Source organism: Rickettsiella endosymbiont of Litargus connexus, assembly GCF_964277335.1.
GTDB classification, from domain to species: Bacteria; Pseudomonadota; Gammaproteobacteria; order Diplorickettsiales; family Diplorickettsiaceae; genus Aquirickettsiella; species Aquirickettsiella isopodorum.
The window spans coordinates 1,236,608-1,262,491 of sequence record NZ_OZ195516.1 but is presented as its reverse complement, the minus strand read 5'-3'; the positions used below and the strand labels follow the sequence as shown (position 1 = coordinate 1,262,491).

Annotated in this window: 25 protein-coding genes and 1 riboswitch; of the genes, 14 read left to right on the top strand and 11 right to left on the bottom strand. The window is 35.4% G+C overall.

Going from position 1 to position 25,884, the window contains the following annotated elements; translation table 11 throughout:
• Positions 1-80: 80 nt before the first annotated feature.
• From ACICP9_RS05535 to ACICP9_RS05515, 5 genes are all read left to right on the top strand, one after another.
• On the top strand, positions 81-566 hold the full coding sequence (locus tag ACICP9_RS05535; protein ID WP_395497429.1) for a spore coat U domain-containing protein: 486 nt from the start codon (positions 81-83) through the stop codon (positions 564-566).
• A 266-nt stretch (positions 567-832) separates the two neighbouring features.
• A complete protein-coding gene (locus ACICP9_RS05530) occupies positions 833-1,552 on the top strand; it encodes a molecular chaperone (RefSeq protein ID WP_395497427.1) in 720 nt (239 codons plus the stop codon).
• On the top strand, positions 1,515-3,953 hold the full coding sequence (locus ACICP9_RS05525; RefSeq protein ID WP_395497425.1) for a fimbria/pilus outer membrane usher protein: 2,439 nt from the start codon (positions 1,515-1,517) through the stop codon (positions 3,951-3,953). Before ACICP9_RS05530 ends, ACICP9_RS05525 begins: the two co-directional genes overlap by 38 nt.
• A complete protein-coding gene (locus ACICP9_RS05520; protein ID WP_395497423.1) occupies positions 3,944-4,450 on the top strand; it encodes a spore coat U domain-containing protein in 507 nt (168 codons plus the stop codon). Before ACICP9_RS05525 ends, ACICP9_RS05520 begins: the two co-directional genes overlap by 10 nt.
• A gap of 242 nt (positions 4,451-4,692) precedes the next feature.
• Positions 4,693-5,184, top strand: coding sequence for a spore coat U domain-containing protein (locus ACICP9_RS05515; protein ID WP_395497421.1), 492 nt, complete (start codon positions 4,693-4,695; stop codon positions 5,182-5,184).
• A gap of 14 nt (positions 5,185-5,198) precedes the next feature.
• Here ACICP9_RS05515 and ACICP9_RS05510 read toward each other — a convergent pair whose 3' ends face one another.
• The 3 genes from ACICP9_RS05510 to ACICP9_RS05500 are packed head-to-tail and all read right to left on the bottom strand — an operon-like array spanning position 5,199 to position 7,357.
• Positions 5,199-5,783, bottom strand: a complete 585-nt coding sequence (locus tag ACICP9_RS05510; RefSeq protein ID WP_395497419.1) for a phosphoheptose isomerase — start codon at positions 5,781-5,783, stop codon at positions 5,199-5,201.
• 3 nt (positions 5,784-5,786) lie between these two features.
• Positions 5,787-6,188 carry a YraN family protein gene (locus ACICP9_RS05505; protein WP_395497417.1) on the bottom strand — a complete coding sequence of 134 codons (402 nt, stop codon included), beginning with the start codon at positions 6,186-6,188 and terminating at the stop codon, positions 5,787-5,789.
• Positions 6,188-7,357 (bottom strand): penicillin-binding protein activator, encoded by a 1,170-nt coding sequence (locus tag ACICP9_RS05500; protein WP_395497415.1) that lies wholly within the window; start codon positions 7,355-7,357, stop codon positions 6,188-6,190. Before ACICP9_RS05500 ends, ACICP9_RS05505 begins: the two co-directional genes overlap by 1 nt.
• A 101-nt stretch (positions 7,358-7,458) precedes the next feature.
• On the opposite strand from ACICP9_RS05500, the gene ACICP9_RS05495 reads away from it, so the two are divergent.
• Positions 7,459-8,010, top strand: a complete 552-nt coding sequence (locus tag ACICP9_RS05495) for a Smr/MutS family protein (protein WP_395497413.1) — start codon at positions 7,459-7,461, stop codon at positions 8,008-8,010.
• A 136-nt stretch (positions 8,011-8,146) separates the two neighbouring features.
• Here ACICP9_RS05495 and uvrD read toward each other — a convergent pair whose 3' ends face one another.
• The 4 genes from uvrD to ACICP9_RS05475 form a co-directional block, all read right to left on the bottom strand.
• Entirely contained in the window at positions 8,147-10,324 is a 2,178-nt protein-coding gene (uvrD, locus tag ACICP9_RS05490) for a DNA helicase II (protein ID WP_395497412.1), read from the bottom strand.
• Positions 10,325-10,405: 81 nt separating this feature from the next.
• Positions 10,406-11,347 carry an ABC transporter substrate-binding protein gene (locus ACICP9_RS05485; RefSeq protein ID WP_395497410.1) on the bottom strand — a complete coding sequence of 314 codons (942 nt, stop codon included), beginning with the start codon at positions 11,345-11,347 and terminating at the stop codon, positions 10,406-10,408.
• 38 nt (positions 11,348-11,385) lie between these two features.
• The gene (locus tag ACICP9_RS05480; protein WP_395497408.1) at positions 11,386-12,252 is read right to left on the bottom strand and encodes an ABC transporter permease; all 867 of its coding nucleotides are present in this window, start codon (positions 12,250-12,252) and stop codon (positions 11,386-11,388) included.
• Entirely contained in the window at positions 12,252-12,980 is a 729-nt protein-coding gene (locus tag ACICP9_RS05475; protein ID WP_395497406.1) for an ABC transporter ATP-binding protein, read from the bottom strand. Before ACICP9_RS05475 ends, ACICP9_RS05480 begins: the two co-directional genes overlap by 1 nt.
• Positions 12,970-13,085, bottom strand: a riboswitch (TPP riboswitch). It overlaps the preceding gene by 11 nt.
• Before the next feature lie 239 nt (positions 13,086-13,324).
• Between ACICP9_RS05475 and ACICP9_RS05470 the strand changes: the two genes are divergently transcribed.
• The gene (locus ACICP9_RS05470; protein ID WP_395497404.1) at positions 13,325-13,759 is read left to right on the top strand and encodes a TlpA family protein disulfide reductase; all 435 of its coding nucleotides are present in this window, start codon (positions 13,325-13,327) and stop codon (positions 13,757-13,759) included.
• Between the two features lie 56 nt (positions 13,760-13,815).
• On the opposite strand, the gene ACICP9_RS05465 is transcribed toward ACICP9_RS05470, so the two are convergent.
• Entirely contained in the window at positions 13,816-16,287 is a 2,472-nt protein-coding gene (locus ACICP9_RS05465) for a penicillin-binding protein 1A (protein ID WP_395497402.1), read from the bottom strand.
• A 260-nt stretch (positions 16,288-16,547) separates the two neighbouring features.
• Between ACICP9_RS05465 and pilM the strand changes: the two genes are divergently transcribed.
• The 6 genes from pilM to hemE all read left to right on the top strand — a co-directional run bounded on the left by pilM (position 16,548) and on the right by hemE (position 22,586).
• Positions 16,548-17,480 (top strand): type IV pilus biogenesis protein PilM, encoded by a 933-nt coding sequence (gene pilM / locus ACICP9_RS05460; RefSeq protein ID WP_395497400.1) that lies wholly within the window; start codon positions 16,548-16,550, stop codon positions 17,478-17,480.
• An 11-nt stretch (positions 17,481-17,491) separates the two neighbouring features.
• Positions 17,492-18,022, top strand: a complete 531-nt coding sequence (locus ACICP9_RS05455) for a PilN domain-containing protein (protein ID WP_395497398.1) — start codon at positions 17,492-17,494, stop codon at positions 18,020-18,022.
• 46 nt (positions 18,023-18,068) lie between these two features.
• Positions 18,069-18,956 carry a pilus assembly protein PilP gene (locus ACICP9_RS05450; protein ID WP_395497396.1) on the top strand — a complete coding sequence of 296 codons (888 nt, stop codon included), beginning with the start codon at positions 18,069-18,071 and terminating at the stop codon, positions 18,954-18,956.
• Positions 18,937-20,274 (top strand): type IV pilus secretin PilQ, encoded by a 1,338-nt coding sequence (locus tag ACICP9_RS05445; RefSeq protein ID WP_395497394.1) that lies wholly within the window; start codon positions 18,937-18,939, stop codon positions 20,272-20,274. Before ACICP9_RS05450 ends, ACICP9_RS05445 begins: the two co-directional genes overlap by 20 nt.
• A gap of 168 nt (positions 20,275-20,442) precedes the next feature.
• Positions 20,443-21,522: an FUSC family protein gene (locus ACICP9_RS05440; RefSeq protein ID WP_395497392.1), complete on the top strand. Its 1,080-nt coding sequence runs from the start codon at positions 20,443-20,445 to the stop codon at positions 21,520-21,522.
• 5 nt (positions 21,523-21,527) lie between these two features.
• The gene (hemE, locus tag ACICP9_RS05435) at positions 21,528-22,586 is read left to right on the top strand and encodes a uroporphyrinogen decarboxylase (protein WP_395497390.1); all 1,059 of its coding nucleotides are present in this window, start codon (positions 21,528-21,530) and stop codon (positions 22,584-22,586) included.
• A gap of 3 nt (positions 22,587-22,589) precedes the next feature.
• Here hemE and ACICP9_RS05430 read toward each other — a convergent pair whose 3' ends face one another.
• Positions 22,590-22,820, bottom strand: a complete 231-nt coding sequence (locus ACICP9_RS05430; RefSeq protein WP_395497388.1) for a hypothetical protein — start codon at positions 22,818-22,820, stop codon at positions 22,590-22,592.
• A 339-nt stretch (positions 22,821-23,159) separates the two neighbouring features.
• On the opposite strand from ACICP9_RS05430, the gene ACICP9_RS05425 reads away from it, so the two are divergent.
• Positions 23,160-23,834: a hypothetical protein gene (locus tag ACICP9_RS05425; RefSeq protein WP_395497387.1), complete on the top strand. Its 675-nt coding sequence runs from the start codon at positions 23,160-23,162 to the stop codon at positions 23,832-23,834.
• 47 nt (positions 23,835-23,881) lie between these two features.
• Here ACICP9_RS05425 and nhaA read toward each other — a convergent pair whose 3' ends face one another.
• A complete protein-coding gene (nhaA, locus tag ACICP9_RS05420) occupies positions 23,882-25,069 on the bottom strand; it encodes a Na+/H+ antiporter NhaA (protein ID WP_395497385.1) in 1,188 nt (395 codons plus the stop codon).
• Positions 25,070-25,783, bottom strand: a complete 714-nt coding sequence (dnaQ, locus tag ACICP9_RS05415) for a DNA polymerase III subunit epsilon (RefSeq protein ID WP_395497383.1) — start codon at positions 25,781-25,783, stop codon at positions 25,070-25,072.
• Between the last annotated feature and the right edge of the window lie 101 nt (positions 25,784-25,884).

The window sequence follows — 25,884 nt, the reverse complement described above, 5'->3', positions numbered from 1 at the left end:
ATTTTTTGCTTGATCAGTTTGTTAAAGCATTATATTCTTTGCTTGTGCTGCAGGATTTTTATTTGATAAGGAAATCAGTTATGTTCAAAGCACAAAACGTTTTTTTTGCACTATTAATCCCACTAGTGAGTCAGCCTGTATTCGCTGCGACAACGACTGGAAATTTACCCATCAATGCGACAGTCAACGCGGCTTGTATCTTTGGCAATATCACGTCGGTGAACTTTGGTAATTATACTGGGGTCCAAAATGATGCGACAGGTACGATCGAAGTTAACTGTACGAATGGTACGCCTTATACTGTTTCTTTAGGTCCAGGAACCGGTTCTGGCGCAACAACCACTAATCGACTGATGACCGGAGTACCTTCTGGAACCCTTGCATACGCACTTTATCGGGATGCAGGTCGTACCCTAAATTGGGGGAATGTAATAGGAACCGATACAGCTGCAGGGACCGGTTCTGGTGCAGTCCAAACACTTACAGCCTTTGGGCGAATAGTCGCAGGATTAACACCTGTTAGCGGTAGTTATAATGATACAGTATTAATCACTATTACTTATTAATGTTTGGTTATTAGCTTTTTATTTATAAAACAGGATCGCACTCAAAGTTTTTAGTTGAAATAAATACTCTTTGCAATATTCAGAAAAACGTGCTTCGATTGCAATTTTTTTATCTGGAACTGCGCGTTTTTAATATAAATAGTTCTTGTTAAATTTGTTACCGCTAGCATTCTAGCTGCGGGTGTTTATTGTATATTGGATTTAATAATCTTTAATGAATGTCGAGAAAAATAGATTGTAGAAAGGATATAAGGATAATTTTAAAAATGAATTTAATATACCGCAGTGTTTGTTTTTTCATTCTAGGGAGTCTATTCATTTCAGATGTTTTCGCGAACATTTTAGAGGTTACGCCCGTTCAACTTTTTTTATCTTCCAATCAAAGAATAGGTGTGGTTAAAGTTACTAATCGAAGCAATGAACGTAGCTTATTACAATTAAGTTTACTAGACTGGCAACAAAGTCCTAATGGTAGAAATATCTATAAGATTTCTCATGACATCTTACTGACACCGCCTTTATTCATATTACCCGCGCATAAAACTCAGGTTATCCGTTTTGCTTTAAGGCATCCTATCTATAATACAGTGCAAAAAGCCTACCGAGTGCATTTGAAAGAAGTCCAACAGCCTAGACAAAAAAAATTAGGTCAGACACTGTATTTTTTAATGGATATATCACTTCCTTTATTTGTTCAGCCACAACGTATTGTTGAGAATGGGATTTGGTCAACCAAGACTTTAGATGCACATCATATTAAATTGAATTTATACAATGATGGAAACGTTTCTTTATTTGTAAATCAATGGCAATTATTGTCTAATAAACCATACGGATCAATAATGAAAAAACATTCAACTTTTTCTTATATTTTACCGCGCTGTTCTCATTCTTGGATAGTAAAAGGCGATTCTAATATTAACTATACGGATATTAAATCAAATATTAATGGACAAACTAAACAATCGGCTTTGCATCGGCTTTAAATTAGTATTAGTTGCATGTTTTATAATTTTTTCTTTAATAAGCACAGAAAGTAGGGCAAAGCTAGAAAAGGAATTTTCAGCGAAACAAGCACTAAAAGAAAAAGCTAAAATTATTATGGTTCCATTGTTGCTTGAAATAAAGCTGAATGAAGCTTTATTGCCTGGCGTTACACAGTGTTTTAAAGATTCATCAGGTGAGATCTGGATTGAAGAAAGTGATTTACGTCAATGGGAGATACAATTTAGCTCCCATGCTCCCTTAAAATACCACAGAGAACATTTATATAAACTTGATTGGTATCCCGATGTTAACTATCAATTAGATCAATATGCGATGCAGTTAACAATCTCTGCCCCCGCAGGATTATTTGCTATTCAAACCTTTGATCCTTTAAGCAAGCGTCTCGGTGCTTTGCGTCCAAAAGATCCAGGAGCATTTCTTAATTATGATGCGGTTGCCTTAAGAAATAATAGTCCCGGAGTCAATCAAACTAATCTTTCGGCATTAATGGGCTTAGGTTTATTTAATCGTTTAGGCGTGGGAACGGCGGATGTGCTTGCATATAACAAATACGCAAATAATATTACACTATTAACTAACCAATCCAGTAAATTAGTCCGTTTAAATACAACCTGGACACTAGATAAACCAGAAAAAATTGCAAGCTGGCGCTTTGGAGATGCGATTACAGGTTCAACCTATTGGAGTGGTGCGGCACGTTTTGCTGGAATTCAATACGCCACTAATTTTAATACGCAACCTAATTTAGTTACATTTCCATTACCGGGTTATCAGGGGGAAGCATCTATTCCCAGCAAAGTGGATGTTTTTGTGAATAGTGTTTTAAACCAACAACAAATAGTGAATAACGGCCCGTATATATTTAATAATATTCCCGTTATTTCTGGAGCGGGTACGGTGAATGTGGTGACACAAGATTTGCTTGGTCGTAGTAAAGTGGTGAGCTTTTCTTACTATGCGAGTCCTCAATTGCTGAAACCTAATTTAGTTGATTTTTCCTATGAAGCGGGATTTGTACGCGATAATTATGGTGTGAATAGTAATGATTATGGACGCTTTTTAGCTGTGGGGACTTATCAACGCGGCATTACTAACAATCTGACTTTAGGTGGGCATGCAGAGGTATTATTTGATCAGCAAACAATAGGTTTTTCTGCTAATTATTTATTGAATAATTATGGAGTAGCGTCTTTAGCTGTGGCAGGAGGACATAATAATTCAGGCGGTGGGGGTTTATTCGGTTTAGGTTTTATTCGTCAAGGTCCACAGTTGAGTTATGGCTTTAATACTAGCTTAACTACTTTAAATTATATACAACTAGGCACACAACCTAATACCTCACCGCCAAGCGTTGTGAATCAATTATTTTTAGGGTACAGCTTAGAAGATTATGGGTCGCTTAGTACCAGTTTTACGATGGTTAATAGTCGAAATTTTAATACGGCTAATGGGATATCCAATACTCCAACAGCGCGATTGCTGACAGCAACGTATAGCCATAATTTATTTAAAAATATTTCTTTAAGTTTAGGTTTTGTCGGCGATTTGCGTGATTCACAAACTAATCAAGCATTTCTGACTCTCGTTTTTGCACCTGATGTTAATCATTACGTTAATAACTCTATCACTTGGCAAAATCATCAATTACAAGATCTGTTGCAATTTGCTAAACCAGTGCCATTAGGCAAAGGCTATGGTTATAACGTATTTGCTAGCAATAATAGTAATCGTTATGCAGGTGCTGATGTGACTCTGCAAAATGAAATTGGTGCTTATACAGCTCGTGTAGGCCAAGGACGTGGTCAAGCGAGTTATGAAGTGGATGCAAGTGGTAGCGCCATTTATTTTGCAGGGAATGGCTTTTTAGCACGTAAACTCACTCAAAGTTTTGCTTTGGTAAAAGTTCCCAATTTTCCTGGTGTGGATGTATTTTATGAAAATCAACTCATGGGTAAGACGGACAGAAATGGAAATTTATTAATCACTGAATTATTGCCCTATCAAGAAAATAGCGTGGAAATAGAACCGACAACATTGCCATTAGATACACAGATCGATGTCACACGTGAAAATGTCATACCTTATTTACATAGTGGTGTTTTAGCAGAGTTCTCAGTTAAGCGTATGCAGGGTGTGGAGTTACACTTAAGGACCCCTAGTGGTAATTTTATGCCTGTAGGGGCAGAGTTTATATTAAATAATGATAGCAATTGTGAAACCTTTCCTGTTGGATATGACGGTGAAGTTTACATCCCTGAAGTTAAAGATCGACTTTTAGAAGGTTCAGTTAATTGGGAAAATCATGTGTATTATTTTTCAGTCCGCTTACCTAATACCAATGATCCGATTATCGAGTTAGGAGATGTACCGTGTTACTAAAACAAATTGAACGATATTGGTTACATGTGATTATTTTATGTTTATGCAATTTTTATAGCTATTCTGTTTATGCTACTTGTTCAGGGTTAGGCTGCTCTTGTTCAGTTGCAACCACAGCCGTTACATTTGGTACTTATATTACTACATCCCCAACCGCAAAAACTGCGAATGGAAATGTGGCAGTGACTTGTTCAGCATTAGTCATCTTTACCGCTTCTTATGTAATAAGTATGGCTAAGGGAAATAGTACGACTTATACACCGCGTTTTATGAATTTGTTAGGTGTCCATTTAAATTATAATTTGTACACAACAGCAGGATTTGCTTCAATCTGGGGAGATGGTACTGCTGGCACAGTGACAATTAGTGATTCTTATACGGCAATAGTAATAGGGCCTGTGACTAGAAATTATACGGTTTTTGGCCGAATACCTGCTTTGCAACCCGTTGGAGCAGGAACTTATACCGACTCTGTTTTGGTAACCGTTACTTATTAACCCCTGTATATCCTTAACGTACTGGATAATAAGCCGTTCCTCTATTAGTCTTAATAAGAGGAAGTTGAACTATGTTTAAATAAAGCATAAGCATAGAAAGCACATTTTTTGCTATGGTTCAAGCTAATTTTCTAAAAAAGATACTTTAAGCTTCTTCCTGTCATTATAAGTCTAGTTAGTAAAAGGATTAATTTTCTGTCAATCCTGACCATTATTGGGTGGACAGAAAGGGGGAGTTAATCATGCGTTCGCTATTCAATTTGTGCATTTTCTTTTTATTTTTTTTATTGAATATAAATCCGGCGTTTTCGGCTGATGGGACATCGATGTTGGTTGGAGTCGACGTAGTAGGTGGATGTACTATTCGTGCTACGCCATTAATATTTGGCTTATACAATCCTGATTCATCTATTCCTACCAATTCAACAGCGCGACTTAAAGTACTTTGTACTTTACATACTCCTTATTACGTGACCTTAGATCAAGGATCAGGATATTCAGCAACAACAAGATTACGCAGTATGTCAGGGCCTGATCATTCAGTGATTAAATATCTTTTAACACAAAATCCAACTCATACGATTAATTGGGGCAACGTTATTGGTGTTGATGCTATGTTTGGTGTAGGAACGGGTACCAAGCAGATAATTCCTGTTTATGGACAAATACCACCTAAGCAAAATGTGGGTATTGGTTCTTATAGAGATGTAGTCAACGTCGGAATTATTTTTTAACAAAAAAGGGCAAGTTAACCAAACAATTGCTTATCGATCAAATCACATAAGCAATGGATGATCAATAGGTGTGTTTCCTGTATTCGTGCAGTCGATGTTCCTTGAACCCGTATTTCAATATCAGTGGAGCTCAATAATCCCGCTAAAGCACCTCCTTCTTTGCCGGTAAGCGCAATAATTTTTAGATCTCTACTTTGTGCGGCTTCACAGGCTTTTAATATATTCTCCGAGTTACCACTGGTTGAAATAATTAATAAAATATCACCTGCTTGACCTAAGGCTCTAATCTGTTTGGCAAAAATTTCACTATAGCTATAGTCGTTAGCAATAGAGGTAATCGTTGAAGTATCGGTGGTCAAGGCAATTGCAGGCAAACTCGGACGTTCGGTTTCAAAGCGGTTAATCATTTCTGAGGCAAAATGTTGCGAATCAGCCGCAGAGCCGCCGTTACCACAAACCAGAATTTTATTATTATTCAGGAGACATTCAACAAATAGTTCACTGGCTGCCAAAATAATTTCAGGTAACGTTTCTGCTGCATCCGATTTTGTGCGTATGCTCTCAGAAAAATGGGTTTTAATACGTGCTAATAGATTCATAGATTACCTAGAGAATGCGTTTTTTATCCATTCTACTTGAGCCGAGTCCAGTTTGGAAATATTGCCTAGCAATTTATTAGTTGGGGGTTTAACACCCACCACATCGAAACGACAAGTTATTTTCTCAGATAGATGTTGGGACAATAAATAATATTCTGCTGTTTTAATAATTTTATTTTGTTTAATTAAATTGACTGATTCTAAGCTACTGCCAAAGTGGTGACGTTGTCGATAACGAACTTCTATGAAAACCAATGTAGATTGATCAGACATAATCAAATCGATTTCGCCCAAGCGGCACTGATAATTGCGTTCAATGAATTTAAGTTTTCGTTGTCGTAAATAATCACAAACTAGAGCTTCGATTTGATGGCCTAATTTTTTTGTAGGGAGGGTCCTAGTCATTAATTGACAGGAACTAAACTTCCATGTCGAAATTGTGCACAAGGTAATTGGCGTACGACGCGATGTTGCTTATTTAATGAAAGTATTCCTGTTGTACCTTGCAATGTTTGTTGTGGCGATTGGTTTAGACGTCCCAGTTCTTGAATAATATGAAACGCATCAATACCTAAAGCATAATACTTACTGTTTCGACTGAAATGCATAGGCGAAACTGACTTCAATTGCTGATAAAGATTAGGTTCAATGTTGCAGTTAGGTAGCGACCACGGAGCTGCGCAGAAGATAACTTGATTCAAATCATTGTCAAAACGCTGGGATCCAGGTATGCCACTATAAATTGATGCGGTAGCGTAAACCGGTGTGCCACCGGCATAAAAGAATTTTAGTAAAGGTTTCACTTGGCGACCTATTTGCGGACTACTGGCTAAGAAAATCACATCAAAATCGGTGCGCCTATCATGCGGAGGTTTAAAATGGAGAAAATGACGCATTTGCTTGGTTATACCAGAAGGATTTTGCGACAATACAAGTTGACCGACAACAGTTCCCCCTAAGGTTTGCCATTGCTGTGCGAAGGCTTCGCCAATCTGCGATCCCCAATTGCCATTGGCAGTTATGATGAGTGCAGAACGGTTACCATTTTTCCAAGCATGATTTGTGGCTTGTTGTGCTTCGTCGATAGGGGATAAACCAAATTGGTATAACTCAGGGGGTGTACTAATATCAGAATTTAAATAGTTCAGTGCTAAAATAGGAACGCTGGTTTGTAAACTGGCAATACTTTGCACCTGAGGTTTGAGTAATGGACCGACAATTATTTTCGCGTTTTTTGCTATGGCTTGGGTATAAGCGGCTTGTATCGAAGATCCAACACGGGTGTCTATGAGGATAATACGCGGTGATGATCCATTTTCCTCAGCAGCGGCCAAAAAACCTTGTTTTACCGATTGACCAATATTAGCTAAGGGACCTTGTAATGGTAGAAGTAAGGCAATAGGCTGTAGATTATTGCTAGAAACTGCTGATGTGGAGATAGCAGAATTTTGATTGTTCGATAGTACAGGATTAGGTACACGGATATAATTGCTAGCACAAGCAGTAAGGCCGCCTAAACTTATCAATAATAAGCTTGCGGTTAAACCTAATCGATTCATCAATGAAAAAGACACTCTCTTTCCTAGTCAAATTTTAAACACAGTGTTAATAATAGTTTATTCTAATACTTTTACGCAATGCTTCAGAAAATTTTTCTTACCTAGGTACCTCGTGTATGAGTAAACCTGCTCCGCCTGATAAAGAGGATCTTGAGTTTTTTAAGAAAGCGATGTCAGTTGTAAAACGGTCACAGTCATTTCATACAAAAGCTAAATCAAAAAAAGTTATTTCTGTGGTTGATAAATCAAAGTTAATTAATCAAAAAGATGAGAAGCATCAAATCGCTGTACTTCTTTTTGACCCGACTGAGTTAACAGTAGGATCAGAAGATCGATTATTTTTTAGTCGGCCAGGTTTACAAAATAAACGTATTAAACAATTAACACGAGGGAATATCCGTCAGTCTGATTATCTTGATTTACATCAAATGACTGTAGAGCAGGCGCGAAGGGCTGTGCTCAATTTTTTGTTACAGAGTCGTGAACAGAGTTATATCTGTGTGCGCATCATTCATGGGAAAGGAAAGCTAAATCAATCGGGAGCTAAACTGAAAAATCATGTCTATTGTTGGTTAATGCAAATTCCGTGGGTGTTAGCTTTTTCCTCTGCTCAAGCACGAGATGGTGGCGCAGGAGCACTTTATGTCTTATTACGCCGAAATCATTGAAATCAATAGGTATTCTCACAGCAATTGGATTTTTGTCAAGGCGCCGCGAAATGAAGTAACCACAGTGTATTTAAGATACATGAGGATTGCGAATTGAGCGGCAACACAGACAAAGATTCAAGTGCGAAGAGTATATTTATTTTGCGGTTAGTTTGGCATAACTTGCGACTAACCATTTTGTACCGGCATTGTTAAATTTAACCTGTAGACGCATGTGCTCACCGCGTCCTTCGGCATCGATCAGGGTCCCTTCACCGAAGGTATTGTGCGTGACGGTTTGTCCAATGCGTAATCCGGTATCACCTATCATCGAATCACGATTAGAATTTTTTGCAGATTTTAATGCGGATGTAGGTCTAATAACAGAGGTACGCAAACGGATTTCTGCTAATAATTCTTTGGGTATTTCTGAAATAAACCGAGACGGTCGATGATGACTTTCGTTGCCATGTAAACGTCTAACTTCGGCATAGCTAAGGAATAATTTACGCATCGCACGTGTTATGCCGACATAACACAAGCGACGTTCTTCTTCTAGACGACCCGGTTCTTCATGAGACATATGATGAGGGAACAATCCTTCTTCCATTCCGCATAAAAATACCCAGGGAAATTCTAACCCCTTTGCAGAATGCAAGGTCATTAACTGCACGCATTCTTGTGTAGTGTCTCCTTGATGCTCACCCGCTTCTAATGCAACATGTGCAAGAAAGGCAGATAAAATAGAAATACTACTATCTTCAGGAACAAATTGTCTGGTCGCATTGATTAACTCTTCAAGATTTTCAATGCGTGCTTGACCACGTTCGCCTTTTTCTTTTTTGTAATGACTCAACAAACCACTACTATAAAGCACTTGTTCGGTTTGTTCTGCCAGCGTTAACGCCTGAGTCTCGTTATTTATTTTGTTGATCAATTGGATAAAAAGAGTTAATGCATTGGCTGCACGCGAAGACAAGCTTTGATTAGCTAATAAGTATTCAGCTGCTTGCCATAAAGAAATACCTTGAGAGCGCGCTTCCAACCGTAGCATTTGTAAAGTTTGATCACCAATACCACGTGTCGGAGTATTGACGATGCGTTCGAAAGCGGGATCATCATTGCGATTACCAATTAAACGTAAATAGGCTAAGGCGTCTTTGATTTCAGCACGTTCAAAAAAGCGTAATCCACCATAGATACGATAAGGAATTTGTGCTGATATTAACGCCTCTTCTAATACACGTGATTGAGCATTGGATCGATATAGAACAGCCACTTCATTAGGTCGTAGTTCTTTTTTTAAGCCTTGCTTAATTTGGTTTATAATAAATCGTGCTTCATCTAAGTCATTAAACGCACCGTAAAGTGAGATCAGATCACCTTGTCCACCATTACTCCAAAGTTTTTTACCTAAACGGCCGTCATTATGGGTTATTAAGGCATTCGAAGCGGCTAAAATAACGCCTGTTGAACGATAATTTTGTTCGAGTCGTATCACCTGATTATCTGGAAAATCACGAATAAAATCTTGAATATTTTTTACGCGCGCACCACGCCATCCATAAATCGATTGGTCATCATCACCGACTATCATTAAATAGTTTTTCCCACTACTTAATAATTTTAACCACGCGTATTGTATGGTGTTAGTGTCTTGAAACTCATCAACTAAAATATGTCGAAAACGTTCTTGATAATGGTGCAAAATATCTGGATTTTTAATAAAAAGCTCATAGCTACGTAAAATGAGTTCTGCAAAATCGATAACTCCATTCCGAGTGCAGATTTCTTCATAGGATTGGTAGATACGAACTAAGGTTTTGGTATAAGGATCATTTGCGTTAGGTACTTGATTAGGTCTTATTCCATCATCTTTTTGTTGATTAATAAACCATTGCACTTTTTTCGGTGCCCATTGTGTTTCATCAAGATTCAGGCTAACCAAAATTCGTTTAATGACGCGATATTGATCATCACTATCTAATATTTGAAAGGCTTGTGGTAATCCAGCGGCTTCCCAATGCTGACGTAATAAGCGATGAGCAAGCCCATGAAACGTACCTACCCACATCAGTCGCATCGGGATATCGAGTAAATTTTCTAAGCGTTGACGCATTTCTCCCGCCGCTTTATTAGTAAAAGTGACAGCAAGAATATTATGCGGAGAAATATTTTCCACATTGATCAGCCAGGCAATACGATGGACTAGCACGCGAGTTTTTCCGCTACCGGCTCCGGCTAATACCAACAAATGAGACTGTGCGGCAGCAACGACTTGTTGTTGTGCCTCATTTAACGATTTTAATAGGTGATGATTAGGATTGGACAACATAGTTGGCGATTGTAACGAAATTTCTATCTTCTTGCATGATTATTTTGCAAGCGACAAAAATTTATTGCAAACTTTAGTTTTTTAATCGATCAACTCCGTAGCATATTTATTAGCTGTTAAAGGTTTCGAGATGATTTGTTTTTGATATAGGAATACCATAAATTTTGCATAGGCTTTTTTATTGAAATTAGCTGGATGCCGTGCAATATAAGGTAAAGTAGTTTGCCAAATTTGGTGATTTAACGCATTGTTTAAGGCAGGATGGTTTTTTGCAAATATTTGCCAGCTTTTTTCTGGGTTATTGAGCAAGTATAGAGTTGCTTTGTCGAGTGCTGCCAAAAATTTAGTCAGACGTGGGTCAGTTAATTTATTTTTATTGGCAATGAGAATTAATTCATCATAGGTTGGAATGGCAGCTAACTCGACTGGAAAGATTTTTACCGGCTGGTGAGCAAATTGCATTTGTAAAGGTTCTACGTTGCGCATCACATTAATAACGGCGTCGATGCGATTGCTTAATAGAGCTTGCGTTAAATCATATTGCACATTAATGGTTTGTACATCGCTCATTGTTAAGTGCGCCTTTTCTAATAAGGCACTTAACATCAGCGTTCCTTCAACATGTGATGTATAAGCGATACGTTTGCCTTTTAAATCGGTAAGCTGATGAATAGGCCCATTTTTTTTTACTATCAAACAGTTTAAAGGTTGCTTTATTAAACTGGCTACGCGCATTAAAGGTAATCCTTTTGAAGCTTGTATAACTAATTGCGGTTGATAACTAACGGCCAAATCAGCATGACCTGCTGCCACCAATTTAGGGCCATCATCAGGATTACTCGGTGCAATAATATTTACTTGTATTCCTTCTCGGCTAAAAAATCCTTGTTCTTTTGCCACAAAAATAGCCGCATGATCGGGATTAACCAACCAATCTAGAATTAACGTTAATGGTTTAGCCACGACAGTGCGAGTGAATAGCAAAAAGCTCATTAGAATAATAAATTTTTTTTGTATTGGCATAAATAAAAAGTTTCTTTTTTTGATTAATTTGTCTTTTTTCAATGTGAAGGCAATAATGTCCATGGCAGAACCAGTTTGATCAAAGTATCAACAAGGTAATAAAGTAAAATTCCTAAAAAAAATATAACCAGCAAAACCGCAAACATGAGATCAATTTGCATTTGCGCGTTAGCATTTAACAATAAAAAACCTAACCCTTGATTGGATCCAACCCATTCTCCAATAATGGCTCCTAAGGGCGCCATAGCAGTTGCAAGCCGGATGCCGCAAGCAAGATTAGGTAATGCGGCGGGAATACGGATTTGATACAGAATTTGCCAGCGACTACTATTCATAATCTTAGCGATGTTTAAATAATTTTCCGGTGTTTGCTTTAAGCCATCGAGAAAATTATTAGTAACAGGAAAAAATAACATAAAAGTGGTGGTAATAATTTTAGCCGTTACACCATAACCAAACCAAAGTACTAGTAAGGGAGCAATGGCAAATACTGGCAAAGCTTGGCTGGCCAATAATAAAGGGAGTAAAAAGGTATGCAAGGTGCGAAATAAACACATACTGATTGCAATAGTGACACCTAATATAATTCCAAAAGATAAACCTAAGAGAATTTCGGCCAGTGTTGGTAACGTCTGTGATCCAATTAACGCGCCATGATTAATGAGACTTTGTAATACTTCAAATGGCGTGGGTAATATATAATTTGGAAGTTGTAAAAAGTGAATTAAACATTCCCAGATGATAATACACCCTATGGGAATGCTAATTTTATGAAAAAATAAGGGGCACACTTTTAAAAAAACCTGTTTATTAGAAGAGAATTTTGAAGTCCATGTGGACAAGAGAAAAGTGTGTAGTTGAGTCATTCGCTTAATGAATCGGTGACGTAAAAAAATTGGAACCATTATTGTAATTCCTGTAGACGATACAAGAGTTTGGCTTGCCATTGTAATAATTCAGGATTATTAAGCGATCGCGGTGGCGAATCATTAAATTTGCAATGTATATAATCTATTTTTGCTGGTTGTCCAGACATAATCGCAATATGATGTCCTAAACGCAATGCTTCTAATGGGTCATGCGTTACTAATAATACCGTACGATCTTTTAATGCTTGTGCGGTGAGTTCTTGTAGTTGATAACGAGTAATGGCATCTAAGGCAGAAAAAGGTTCATCCATTAATACAATAGGCCGATTTTCTAACAATACTCGTGCTAAAGCGACGCGTTGTTGCATTCCACCTGACAATTGTGCAGGGTATTTATTTGAAATGTCACCTAAGCCTAATTGCTTTAATAATTTACGGGCTTGGTCGTAAGGCTTGTTGCTACGTCGTAGGCGATGGCCTAAGACAACATTATTTAAAATGTTTAGCCAAGGTAATAAAGTATTAGTTTGTGACATGTAAGCTAATCGACCTAGCAAGCCTTTTTGATCGCAGGTGGTGATATGCGCCGATGGGGTGTTTAATCCGGCGATCAATTGTAGAAAACGACTTTTGCCAATACCACTGCTACCGAGTAGGCAAGTCGTTTGTCCTGCAGCCAAATGGAAATTTAGTCGATTAAAAAGAACTTTATCTTGATAGCGCAAACTTGCGTTGCTTACCAACACAGCCGGTGATTTTAACATACACTTTTCCTACGCGGGCATTATCCCGATCAGGTATATAAGGGTATTTCTCAGCTCGTCTCCTAAAAGATTTGTTTTAGGAGACGAGCACCCCTAAGCGAAAGCGGGCATGGTAGCAAGCTCATTACCAAAATGAAAGCACTATCAAAATTTAAATTTTTAATTTCGTAAAGTGATGTCAGTTTAATTGATGGTTTTATCTGCTTGCGTGAATATTGAACAGGAGGTAAATACTTGAGTTATTTCAAAAATTGAAGTTTAATGGGATTCAAAATACTCAAGTTTTAAAGCCTAATAAAATTATTAAGCGTTGCGTCACAACCTGGTTTATTGCGAGGAATAGTATGCGTAAAATATTTAAATTAGTGCTATTAACCAGCATTTTGTTAAGTGTATCTAGTCTGGCATGGGGAGCTAGTATTGTAAGAGATTTTAACTTTTCTAATTATAAAGGTAGATGGGTAGTCATTAGTTATTGGGCAACTTGGTGTGAGTATTGTATGGGCGAAATACCTGAATTAAACGCATTTTATCGAGCACATGCGGATCAGGTGGCCATGTTTGGCTTTAATTATGATGATCCAGGTAATTTGCAGCAACATATACAACAAAGCGGTGTTATATTTCCTACCTTAGTGAATGATCCGAAAGCTAGTTTTGGAATACGAGGTATATCGGGTTTGCCTACCACATTTGTTATTGGGCCTGATGGTCGATTGAGACATGTATTAGAAGGGCCGCAAACAAAACGCAGTTTAGAACGAGCGGTTGGTTTGTAATTCTCGGTTGCTTACTCTATTTAGTTCCATAGTCTAGAATAGGTTGTAAGTTACGTTTAGAAAACAGGTTCATTGCTTGGATTATTATTCTGTTTTTCTTCAATAGGAGATTCTGTTTGCGTTTGAGGTTCAGTCGTATCGGTAGGAATCTCACCAGGGTTATCAATCGCATTGAATGAAGTCGACTCTTCTTGTGTCGATATTCTTGTTAAATTATCTTTACGAAAATATTCTAAGATAGAGCCCGGTGTTCCGTTAGGTAATAGATTTCCGGTAATGGGATCGATGCTTGCTATAACAATATCAGTTGGCTGTGGCATGGTTTTTTCAGCTTGGCCTTTTAATGCGACGCGCATGAAATCAATCCACATCGGTAAAGCTGCTTTCGCGCCATATTCTTGAACAGAACTTGGTTGGTCGAAACCTATCCAAACGGTTGCCACTAAATTACTGTTAAATCCTGTAAACCAAGTATCGACATAATCACTGGTTGTACCCGTTTTCCCAGCTAGATCACTCCGATTCAACACTCTAGCTTGCGAACCTGTTCCATACCGTATGACATCTTTTAAAGCAGAAGTCATGAGAAAAGCGATATCAGCAGGAATGACTTGTGGTGCATAAGGACTATTTTTTTCATCGGTTAATGGAGGCTCCATTTCTCCGCGTAGACAAGCTTCGCATGCTATTTTAGGTTCTGCTTTATAAATGATTTGACCTTGTTCATCGGTAATATGATCAATTAAATAAGGTGTTATCCGAAAGCCGCCATTGGCAAATACAGCATAAGCTCGAGCTAATTCCAGAGGAGTGACTTCGCCGGTTCCGAGAGCAAGGGAGAGATTACGAGGTAATTTTTTTGGATTAAAACCAAAACGTTTTACATAAGTTAATGCGTAGGGGACATCGATAGCTTGTAATAACCGAACCGATATAAGATTGATAGATTTAACTAAAGCGACGCGTAAACGCGTCGGGCCACTAAAAATATGATTGTCATTTTGTGGGCGCCAAGGTTCATCGCGACCAGGTATATCAAATACTAGCGGGGCATCATTAAAAACATTGGCTAAAGTATAGCCCTTAGCTAAAGCAGCGGCATAAATAAAAGGTTTAAATCCTGATCCAGGTTGTCGTTCTGCTTGAACGACGCGATTGAATTTACTTAAATTATAATCAAAGCCACCGACTAAGGCAGTAATTGCGCCTGTCTGGGGGTTTAATGCGACTAAAGCCCCCTGTACTTTAGGAATTTGTGATAATTCCCAGGTATTATTGGTAGTTAATTGCACACGTATAACATCGCCGACATGAACTTTATTTTTCAAGACCTCAGGAGGAGGATTTAAATTAGTCACGTCAAGGTGAGGCATCGTCCACGCGACACCTTGCCAAGGGATAAAAATCATTTGATTATTGACTAAAAGAGCGGTGATAGCTTGATCAGTCACAGAAATAACAATAGCGGCTTGTAACCCGTTGATAGAAGCAACCCGATGTAATGCATTTAAAGTATGGGTTACTTTATTTGCATCTAATGGAGCGATATTTTTTTCTGGTTTTCTATATTCATGCCGTTTGTCATAAGCTAATAAGCTAGTCCGTAATGCTTTATCAGCGGCAATTTGTTGAGCCGAATTGATCGTAGTATAAACATTATAACCTTTTACATAAATATCTTCGCCAAAACTTTTGTACATCATGTCACGTACCATTTCAGCGACATAAGGTGCTTTAATCATTCCCCCTATATCAGTTTGTGCATGCGTCAACATAGGTGTTGCTATAGCTGCTTCATACGTCGTTTTAGAGATATAACCCAGCTCATACATCCGCAATAAGACATGATCGCGACGTTGTTTTGCGGCAATTGGGTTGACTATTGGGTTAATGGCAGAAGGGGCTTTTGGCAAACCAGCAATGGTTGCCATTTCTGGTAATGTGAGTTGATTAAGTGTTTTATTAAAATAAACTTGTGCCGCAGCAGCGATACCATAAGCACGATTTCCAAGAAAAATCTTATTCAAGTAAAGTTCTAAAATTTGTTCTTTAGTAAATTCACGTTCGATTTTTAACGAGAGTAAAATTTCAGTAAATTTTCTTAAAAAAGTTTTTTCTCGAGATAAGTAAAAATTACGTGCAACTTGCATTGTAATAGTACTTCCCCCTTGTACTTTGCTTCCTGTGAGTAATACTTCACTCGCGGCACGTAATAAACCATAAAAATCAACGCCATGATGTTCTAAAAAACGTTGATCTTCAGTTGCTAAAAAAGCTTTAACCATTAGATTAGGGACTTCATTCAATCTAACCAGATTTCGATGGAGTTCACCAAATTCAGCGATAGGTTGTCTATCGCTGGTGTAAATTCGCATTGGTATAGGAAGTTGTACCGATTTTAATTCCTCAACATCGGGTAATTGTTTGTCAATATAAATATAAAGCAGACTTCCCGCTACCATCAGCGTGATAAAAAGGCTTAATAGCATCAAAAAAAAATTACGGAAAAAATGATTCGATCGTTTCATAATGAAAGCAGTTGATTAGATGGGCTTTATCATATCGTATGTGGCATCCCTCTTTAAACAAGGGTTTTAATAAAAATAGTGAGTAATAAGGTCTTTGTACACTTTATTTCGATTAAAAGAAAGTAGCGTGGATTTTATATCATTGTATTTTTGAAAATAATAGCTTGTATTTATGTATTAAATAATTGACAATTTATTATTTAGATGCATAATAAAAAAGAACAATAAGTTTTGATAACCTATAAAAAAGTATAAGAAGTATGTATTTTTTCAAGGATAGATTTAAAAAAACTTACGACATTGATGCTACTATAGGCTTGGATATAGGCAGTAGCATGATTAAATGGGTAAGTTTAGGCTGTGATCAGGAGCTTCAGCACTATGCTATTCAAGCAATTTCTAAGTCAATTGGAACTCCTCAGACTAAAGACGTCACTCAAATTGCCAATAGCTTAAAGAGAACATTGCTAGAACGAGACTACATAAGAAATTGTATAGTCAATATTCCTGATATTCTCGTATGCAGTAAATGGGTGCAGATCGATCGTACGGATTGTCAGTTTATTGAAGAAACAATTGAGTTATTGTTGGAACAATTCATTCCCTGTCCGTTATATAAACTTTATTTTGATTATCAAATTTTTGAACCATCACTTGAAAGTCATGAAAAATGTAAAATTTTAATAGTAGCTTGTCGTAAAGAGCATTTAGATTTTCGTTTAGATATTATTCATGAAGCAAATTTAGTTCCAATTGCTGTAGAAGTGAGTTCATCTGCTTTAGAGAGAGCTTATTGTTTTTTTTATCCTGATAAGATGAATGAAAATATTATCCTAATAGATATCGGGGCGAGTCAGGTAGCCTTGTTATTTTTGAATAGTTCTCAAACAACGGTTTATAGTGAAAATCTATTAAATGCTCTAGAGCAAGAGTCTACTTTATTGCAAATAAAGCGCTGTATAAAAAGATATGTTCTAGCTTATCCTTATCACAGTTTAAGAGAGCTTTTTCTTATTGGGTCTAATATATCCTTATTAAGCTACTTATTAAATAAATTAGATGGGTTTTTAGAATTAAAGATTCAAATATTAAAACATCAAAATCGAATTAAATATAGTTCTAGATTAAATAGAATAAATTTAGAACAGAAATTTTTAAATTTATTCTTAAGTTACGGTTTAGCTTTAAGATAAGGAAAATATATATGAATCAAATCAATTTGTTGCCTTGGCGTGAACAAGAAAATAAATTAAAAATAAGGCAATTTATTATTGTCTGGTTTGGGATTTCATGCTCATGTCTTATCTTATTATTCACCGTAAAAATTCTGATTATTCAGCAGATGAAACACTATCAATTAGCCTATGAAGATGTTTTATTAAAGATTAAAACACTATCACCCAAAGCGAGAGAAATAAAACAACTTCAAATTGCGTCAAAAGAGCTGAATAAAATTATAAAAGTTGTTCTGACTAATCATCAGCAAGTTAAAAAAATTTTAGATTTTATAACACATCTTAAATATTTAATATCTCCCGATATCTTTGTTCGTTTAATAGAATTTCATCCGCCTTATGTGAATTTAGTAATGCATGCGGGTTCAAAAAAAGAATATTTAACATTGGTTAAATTTTTAAAACTTAAATATGATCATGAATTGCGATGGTTGATTCTTGATAAATCTCAGGACTTGCAATTAGATTTTATGATTCAAATGATGTTTGATAAAAATTAAGATTCGGATAATCGATTTAGAATACGGTAAATGATGTATATAAAAAATGGCAAAAACTAATTTAAAAAGAATTGATTTATGGTCAATTCGTTTCAAATCTATTGTAATCATAACGACCATTTTTTTTATTTGTATATTAGGATATTTTCTTTATTTACGACCAAGCCTTGAAAAAAAGCAAAAAAGCTATTTAAATTTTAAAGCTTCTGAAAAAGAATTAAATAATCAATTAGAAATAACTTCAGAGTATTCTATTTGTCAAGAAAAAATTAAAAATATAAAAAAACAATTCGATATATATTACAAAGATTCTATAGATAAAACTATTTTAAATGTTCTAAATGGGAAACTTGCGACGCCATTTTTTAAAATTAATAAGATACATATTTTAACAATTAAAAATAAAAAAGATTTTTTAAATTATTTAAAAGTAGAAAGTCATTTTTTTAGTGTTAATAATAATATTTTTAATTTTCTATATCTAATATCCAGATTAAAAAAATTAATAATAATAGAAAATTTCAAGTGGATATTTTTCAATGTGCTACAAAAAAATCAAAGACAAGAGATTATTTTTTCATTTAAAATCTATGCGCCTTATTTAAATAGCAAAAATTTAATTTTAGTATTATCAAAAATAAATAAACCAGATGCTAAGTTTACCTCTGAAAAAAATAACTTATCAAAATATTCTCTAAGTAAAATAAAAATGTTAGGTTTTTTGGCGGCCGATAAAGATCGGAAGTGGGGTTTGGTTGTATTGCCAAATAAACAAGTTTGCAAGCTTAAGTTAGGTGATTATTTAGGTTTGGAACGAGGAATTGTCATAGGAACTTACGCTCATGAAATTTTAATTCAAGATAATAGTCTAAATAAAATAATAAAGTTGATTATGGACGACAGAAAGTTTCTCTATGCTAAAAATTCTGCGTAAGAAGATAGTATTAATCTATGTTTTAATGTTAGCTTTTAATTGTAAATTATTTGCTAATGAAAATATTTCAAATAAACAAGAAGATAATACTATTTCTTTAACTTTTCATAATATAAAAATTCGTTCAGCTTTACAGTATTTGTCTGAATTGCATAATAAGAATTTAGTTATTGACGATAAAATCAAAGGAAAATTTAGTATTTATTTGCATCATATTAATTGGGATCAAGCATTAGATACTATTTTGCAAACACAAGGTCTTTCAAAGCGATCGATTGCTAATGGCTGGTTTATTACCACGTCTGAACAATTACTAAAACAAGATAGAATTAATTCAGACATACAAAAGAAAAAAAAAGATTTATCCCCAGTATTTTTTAAGATCGTTCAAATTCATTACAGAAAAGCATCCGATATTAGTAAATTATTAAAAGATAAAACCAATACTCTTTTATCAACGCACGGTAGTGTAAGTATAGATAATCCGACTAATAGCTTATGGATTAAAGATTCTGCTGAACAACTCAAGGAAATTGTCGCATCTATTAAAGAGTTAGATAAACCTATCGGCCAAATTTTGATAGAAGCACGAATTGTAAGCATTGACCAAAATAAAGAAAAAGAATTAGGAGCACAGTTTGGTTCAACACAAACGCATACAGTTAATAAACTTTTAAAATCCCAGCTTAGAAGTAAAGTAAGCAGTCATAATAATGGCTTACTACAATACTTAACTATGGATTTACCTATCACAGGTAGTCATTCTATTAATGGTGCAGCATTCTTAGGCTTGCGTTTAATGCACTTAGGCCAAAATACTTTCTTAGATCTCGAATTAGCTGCATTAGAAAGTGAAGGAGCAGCTGAAGTTATTTCTACGCCGCATTTAATAACTGCTGATCAGCAAACCGCCTTTATAGAAGCGGGAGCTGAAATACCTTATCAAGAAAAAGCCTCGAGTGGTGGGACTAATGTTATATTTAAAAAAGCCGTACTATCCTTGAAAGTAACGCCTAGAATTATGCCCGATGAGTGTATGATATTGGACTTAAAAGTCAGTCAAGATCAACCCAGTAGTATTATGACGGTTGCTGCTCCGACAATAAAAGCACGAGGAATTAAAACACAAGTTATTGTCAAAAATGGTGAAACGATTGTATTAGGTGGAATCTATGAGTATTCTCAGAGTAAAATAGAACAACGGGTTCCTTTTTTAGGTACTTTACCCATGATAGGGCGCTTATTTCGTTTAACTAGGTTAAATAACAGGCGTAGTGAGCTTTTGATATTTTTAACTCCGACGCTCTTAAAATACTAAGGGTTGAAACCTTACTTATCAGTTTATTACCCACGGCAATGGGATTTTTGGTAAGTGCCTCGACGCCATATTTGCTGTATACAATAACCCTGAGGACTGCGAGTTGAGTAGCAATGTAGACAAAAATTCAAGTACGAAGAGTATATCCATTTTATTAACGAGCTAACTATGCAATTTACTCAATGGCAACTTCAGCTTCATAAATTAAATAGTGACCGAATTATCCATAGTTTAAAAACAGCTATCGCATTATTATTTGGTTTATTGGTTTCTTATTTATTTAAACTTCCACTTCAAGGAAGATGGGTCGTTATCACTATTTTAGTGGTTATGTGCGCGCAATCTCGTGTCGGGGCAATTTTACAAAAATCCTATATGCGTTTTCTAGGAAGTGTAATAGGTGCTAGTGTCGCTAGTTTGATGCTTTGGCTAGTTTATCCAAACGTGGTATTTACTATATTAATTCTATGTATCGCGACAGCGGTATTTAGTTATATAGCGGATAGTCCAAGTACTTGGAGTGAAGCGGGTCCTTTAGGAGCTGTGACATTAATTATTATCGTTATTTCACAAAATCCAAATTTTTATACAGTGGTAAGTCGTTTTTTAGAGATCAATTTAGGTATCGTTATCGCTTTGTTAGTATCACGTTTTATTTGGCCTTTGCATTCTCGTACCAAATTACGATACATATTAATTGATACCTTGCAGAATCAAAAAAATCTCGCTCAACAATTAGAAGAATTTACGCTCTCTTATGATGATAAAAGTGAGAAACCTTATGAAGTTTTTGAGAATAAAATATTGAATAATATAGGCATTCAAAAAAAATTATTTCAAGAGGTGATGAGTGAATCATTTGGTCGATCTAATTTAAGCCAAGCCTTTAAAAATATTTTAGATGCTGAGAGAGAAAATTTACGTTGTATCACTTTAATGAGGAATGCATTAATGAATTTCTCAGATCAAAATATTTTGATCTTTAATCAGCATGCTGAAGTACAAAAAATTTATCAATTAATACAAGATTTGTTTCAAAAGAGCCTTGATATTCTCAAAAAAAAGGATGAAGAACAAGCAGTTGAAATAATAGAAGTTTTTTCGGATTGGAAAAAAGAAATAAAATTTCAACTCAAATCGCTAGAAATAAATCAATCCGATCAATTTGCTATTGATTTATTTATTTTTAGTGCCGAACAGTTATTAGTTCAGTTACGTACGCTGATTAGTTTAATAAAGAAAGTATAAAACTTATGAAAGATTCTCCACATTGTTTAATACGTGCTCTTTTAAAGCAACCTGTTGATCGCACGCCCATTTGGATTATGCGTCAGGCAGGCCGTTATTTACCCGAGTATCGTGCAGCTCGTAGCAAGGCAGGTAATTTTTTAACTTTATGTAAAACGCCTGAGCTTGCTTGTGAAGTCACGTTACAGCCGCTACATCGATTTGATTTGGATGCAGCTATTATTTTTTCAGATATTTTGACCATTCCGGATGCGATGGGTTTGGGACTTTATTTTATTGAAGGAGAAGGTCCTAAGTTTCATAAACCTTTAAAAACTTTAACTGATATTAAGGCATTACCAATCCCTGATCCGGGTACCGATTTAAATTATGTAATGCAGGCTATTGCACTTGCTCGTAGTGAATTAAAAGATAAGGTCCCGTTAATTGGATTTGCAGGAAGTCCTTGGACACTTGCTTGCTACATGCTGGAAGGTGGGGGAAGTAAAGAATTCAGACAAATTAAAACACTCTTATATCAAGAACCCAAGGCATTACATCAATTGCTAAATACCTTAACTAAAGCAACTACCTTGTATCTAAATGCGCAAATTGAAGCAGGAGCGCAAGTCATTATGATTTTTGATACTTGGGGCGGATTATTAACTTCAGCGGCTTATCAACAATTCTCATTAGAGTATATGTCACAAATTGTGACTAATGTGAAAAGAGTGACTACACGCGAAAAAGTGCCTATTGTATTATTTACCAAAGGTGGAAATTTGTGGTTAGAAAAAATAGCTAAATCTGGTTGCGATGCGATAGGATTGGACTGGACGATCGATATAGGCTTGGCTCGACAAAGACTTAACAACAAAGTTGCTTTACAAGGGAATATGGATCCTGCAGTTTTATTTGCTAATCCTGAAAATATCCGCAATGAAGTGATGAGCATACTTCAATCCTATGGTTCAGGATCGGGTCATGTTTTTAATTTAGGTCATGGTATTTCACAATTTACTTCGCCAGAAAATGTAAAAATATTTGTTGATGCGGTGCACCAATTAAGCCCTGCTTTTTATTAGAAACTATAATATAATTTTATTTTTTAACGAAGGTACTGATTTAAAGGGGCTTGTGGTGCCATGATTAAAATTAGTTGCTGAAGTTTTATCTTCTTTAAAAAGTGTAGCGACATAAACTAATCTATCAAAGTTATTAACCGTTGGATATTTTGGCAAAGGTCTCATATAGCTTGTGTAAGCTAACCGATTCGGATGTTGAAAGTTTTTTTTAGATGTATGAGAATTTTTTTCCATATATTTTTTTATTATTTAAAAGCCATTTAGAAGGTTAAGAATAAATTAACTACACTAAACAAATTTTTTTCATATTAAACTTAAATTTTCAATTTGTAAAAATATAAATAATAATTTTCAATTTTATTTATATTCTTAATATTTTATAAACTAGTAATTGATCTGAAAATCGGATTAATATAATATTATCTGTGGGAAAATTTATGACAAGGAGGATGTTTTTTCATAAAAAATGTAATCTTTTATTTACTTAATAAATAAATTCAGGCAATGGAGTATATTCAGCTATTTTTACTTTTAGCAAAAATATAAAATTATCCCTAATCAATAGAGGTTATTATGCAGGTATTAAGTCGTCACTTATATGAAGAACTTTGTGATGTAAACAAAGCTTACTTGAGAAGTCAAAATTTAATTATTGATGAAAATTGGTCTGATATAGAGCTGGGGGAAGATCAAAATCGAATTATTAACCAACTTATAAAAAATGAAAATGATATAGTAAAAGCTTACGATAAAAATTATCAAAAAGAAAAAGATAAAGTAAAAAATATTCTTTTATTTCTCGGAGCCGCTATCGCATTATTAAGCACAGTTTTTGTTTTAGTTCCACTTTTTATAGCCTCTACTGTTGTATTACCGATACTTCCAATTTTATTGCTTGGCTTTACAATTGTAGGGATTACCGAATTATTTTTTAATTTAAAAATTAATCATCTTAAAGCAAATGTAACTTATGCTAACAATACTTTGGATCAATTAAAAGAAGTTGATATCAATGTGAAGCAGGAAATGGTAAGTACGTTTAACCATAAAATCCAAGAAATAAAAGATGCCACAATGGTAGTGCATGATAAAATTGATAGATTAGAAGAGAAAAATACTCAAAATATCTCTCAGCTTTTGGCCAAATTAGGCACATTCTCAACAGCGGCAATTCCTATCCCGCATATAGATCCGGCTAATGAGTTTCATAGCAAGGAAGCTATGTCATCAAGTCCAACACATCAATAAAAATAAAGACCATTTTTGTAAAAACAAAGATGGTCTAGTTAAGAAATTTAATGCTTAATAATATTCATTTTAGCGGGTATCGACTTTTGTCGAGATAATAATAAAATACAATAACCTGCAATACCGGATAAAATTGAACCAGTAAAAACACCCAACCGAACTAAAGAGGTTAACTCACTCTCTCTGAAAGCTAATCCGGCAATAAATAAACTCATCGTAAAACCTACTCCACAAATTAAAGCGGTTCCGTAAATATGCCACCAGTTCACTTTATAAGGTAATTTTGCTAGCTTAGTTTTTACTGCTAACCAACTTGCACCAAAAATACCTACTTGTTTCCCAAAGAATAATCCGACAATAATCCCTAAGGGTAGTGGGTGGAGAAAAGTTGCTAAGTGTATATTCGAAAACGATAGGCCGGCATTGGCAAAAGCAAAAAGCGGTAAAATTCCGTAAGCAATCCATGGATGTAATTGATGGATTAAATGATGTAGCAAAGAATTAAAATTTTTATTGTCACTGTTTAATGGAATTGTGAAGCCAAATAATACGCCCGCTATAGTGGCATGGATACCTGAGTTGAGTATGAGTAACCATAAGCTTATACCTAATAAGCAATAAGGAAGAAATCGTTGAATTTTATAATAGTTTAATAAAATTAAGCCTAGGAAAGTCAGTAGCGCTAAAAATAAATAAAGCCAGCCTATTTGTTGCGTATAAAAAGTCGCAATAACGATAATTGCACCTAGATCATCAATGATAGCTAATGCCATTAAGAAAATTTTTAAAGCAACTGGAATCTGTTTGCCAAGCAGTGATAACACACCTAAGGAAAAGGCAATATCTGTTGCCATAGGGATTGCCCAGCCCGATATAAGTTGTGGATATCCATGATTGATAACTAAATAACATAGAGCGGGAACTAACATTCCTCCTATTGCCGCTAAGGCGGGTAATAAGGCTTTAGTGAGTGTGTTAAGCTCCCCTTGAACTAATTCGCGTTTAATTTCTAGACTGACTAAGAAAAAGAAAATAGTCATCAAACCGTCATTAATAAAATGTAAAAAAGAAAAATGGATACTAGGCCCTACATTTACATTGAAATTTAAGAAAGTTTGGTAATAAGTTTGCCAGCTAGAATTAGCGAGAATGAGAGCGAGTAGGGTGGCAATTCCTAAAGCAATACCGCCGGATGCTTCTAGTTGAATAAATTTATGTAGAAACTTGATACGCATTTAATTCGTTTCCCTATTTTTATTTGGCCATTTACACTGGCCGGACAGTGTACTAATGCGAGTTAAACGATGCTCATGTGCTAATAACTCGTCACTACTGGCGTAAATGATGGGCAATGTTACCTTGCCTATTATTTTTTTATGTAGGATAGTTTGACTATCTGCTGAGGTTTTTTCATCACTAAACAAATGAGTTTGACCTCCCGTCATAGCGAGATAAACTCGAGCTAACAATTCAGCATCCAATAATGCACCATGCTTATCTCGCTTCGAATTATCAATATCATAACGTTTACACAGAGCATCTAAGCTATTACGTTGTCCAGGATGTAATTGACGTGCTAATGGAAGTGTATCTAAAACTTGGCAATAGTCAGTAATTTTTTTATACTTTTTTTTAGTTAAGTTAAATTCATTATCCAAAAAGCTTAGGTCAAAGGGAGCATTGTGGATAATGAGTTGTGAATCCTTAATAAATCCTAACAATTCATCCGCAATAGTTTTAAATACAGGTTTATCCATAAGAAATTCAGTGCTCAAACCATGAACAGCGAATGCCCCGGGTTCACTATCGCGACCTGGATTAAGGAAACAATGGAAGTGTCGTTTCGTGAGACGACGATCGATCAATTCCAAGCAGCCTATTTCGATGATACGATGTCCATCATTAACCGCTCTGCCAGTAGTTTCAGTATCTAAAATAATTTGGCGCATAATTGCAGGATTAAATTCCTATTATGGTAATGTTACGTGTTGCTAGAAAAAATGGCTAGTAGTAAAATTTTAATCATTAAGCCTAACCTCTCACGACTAAT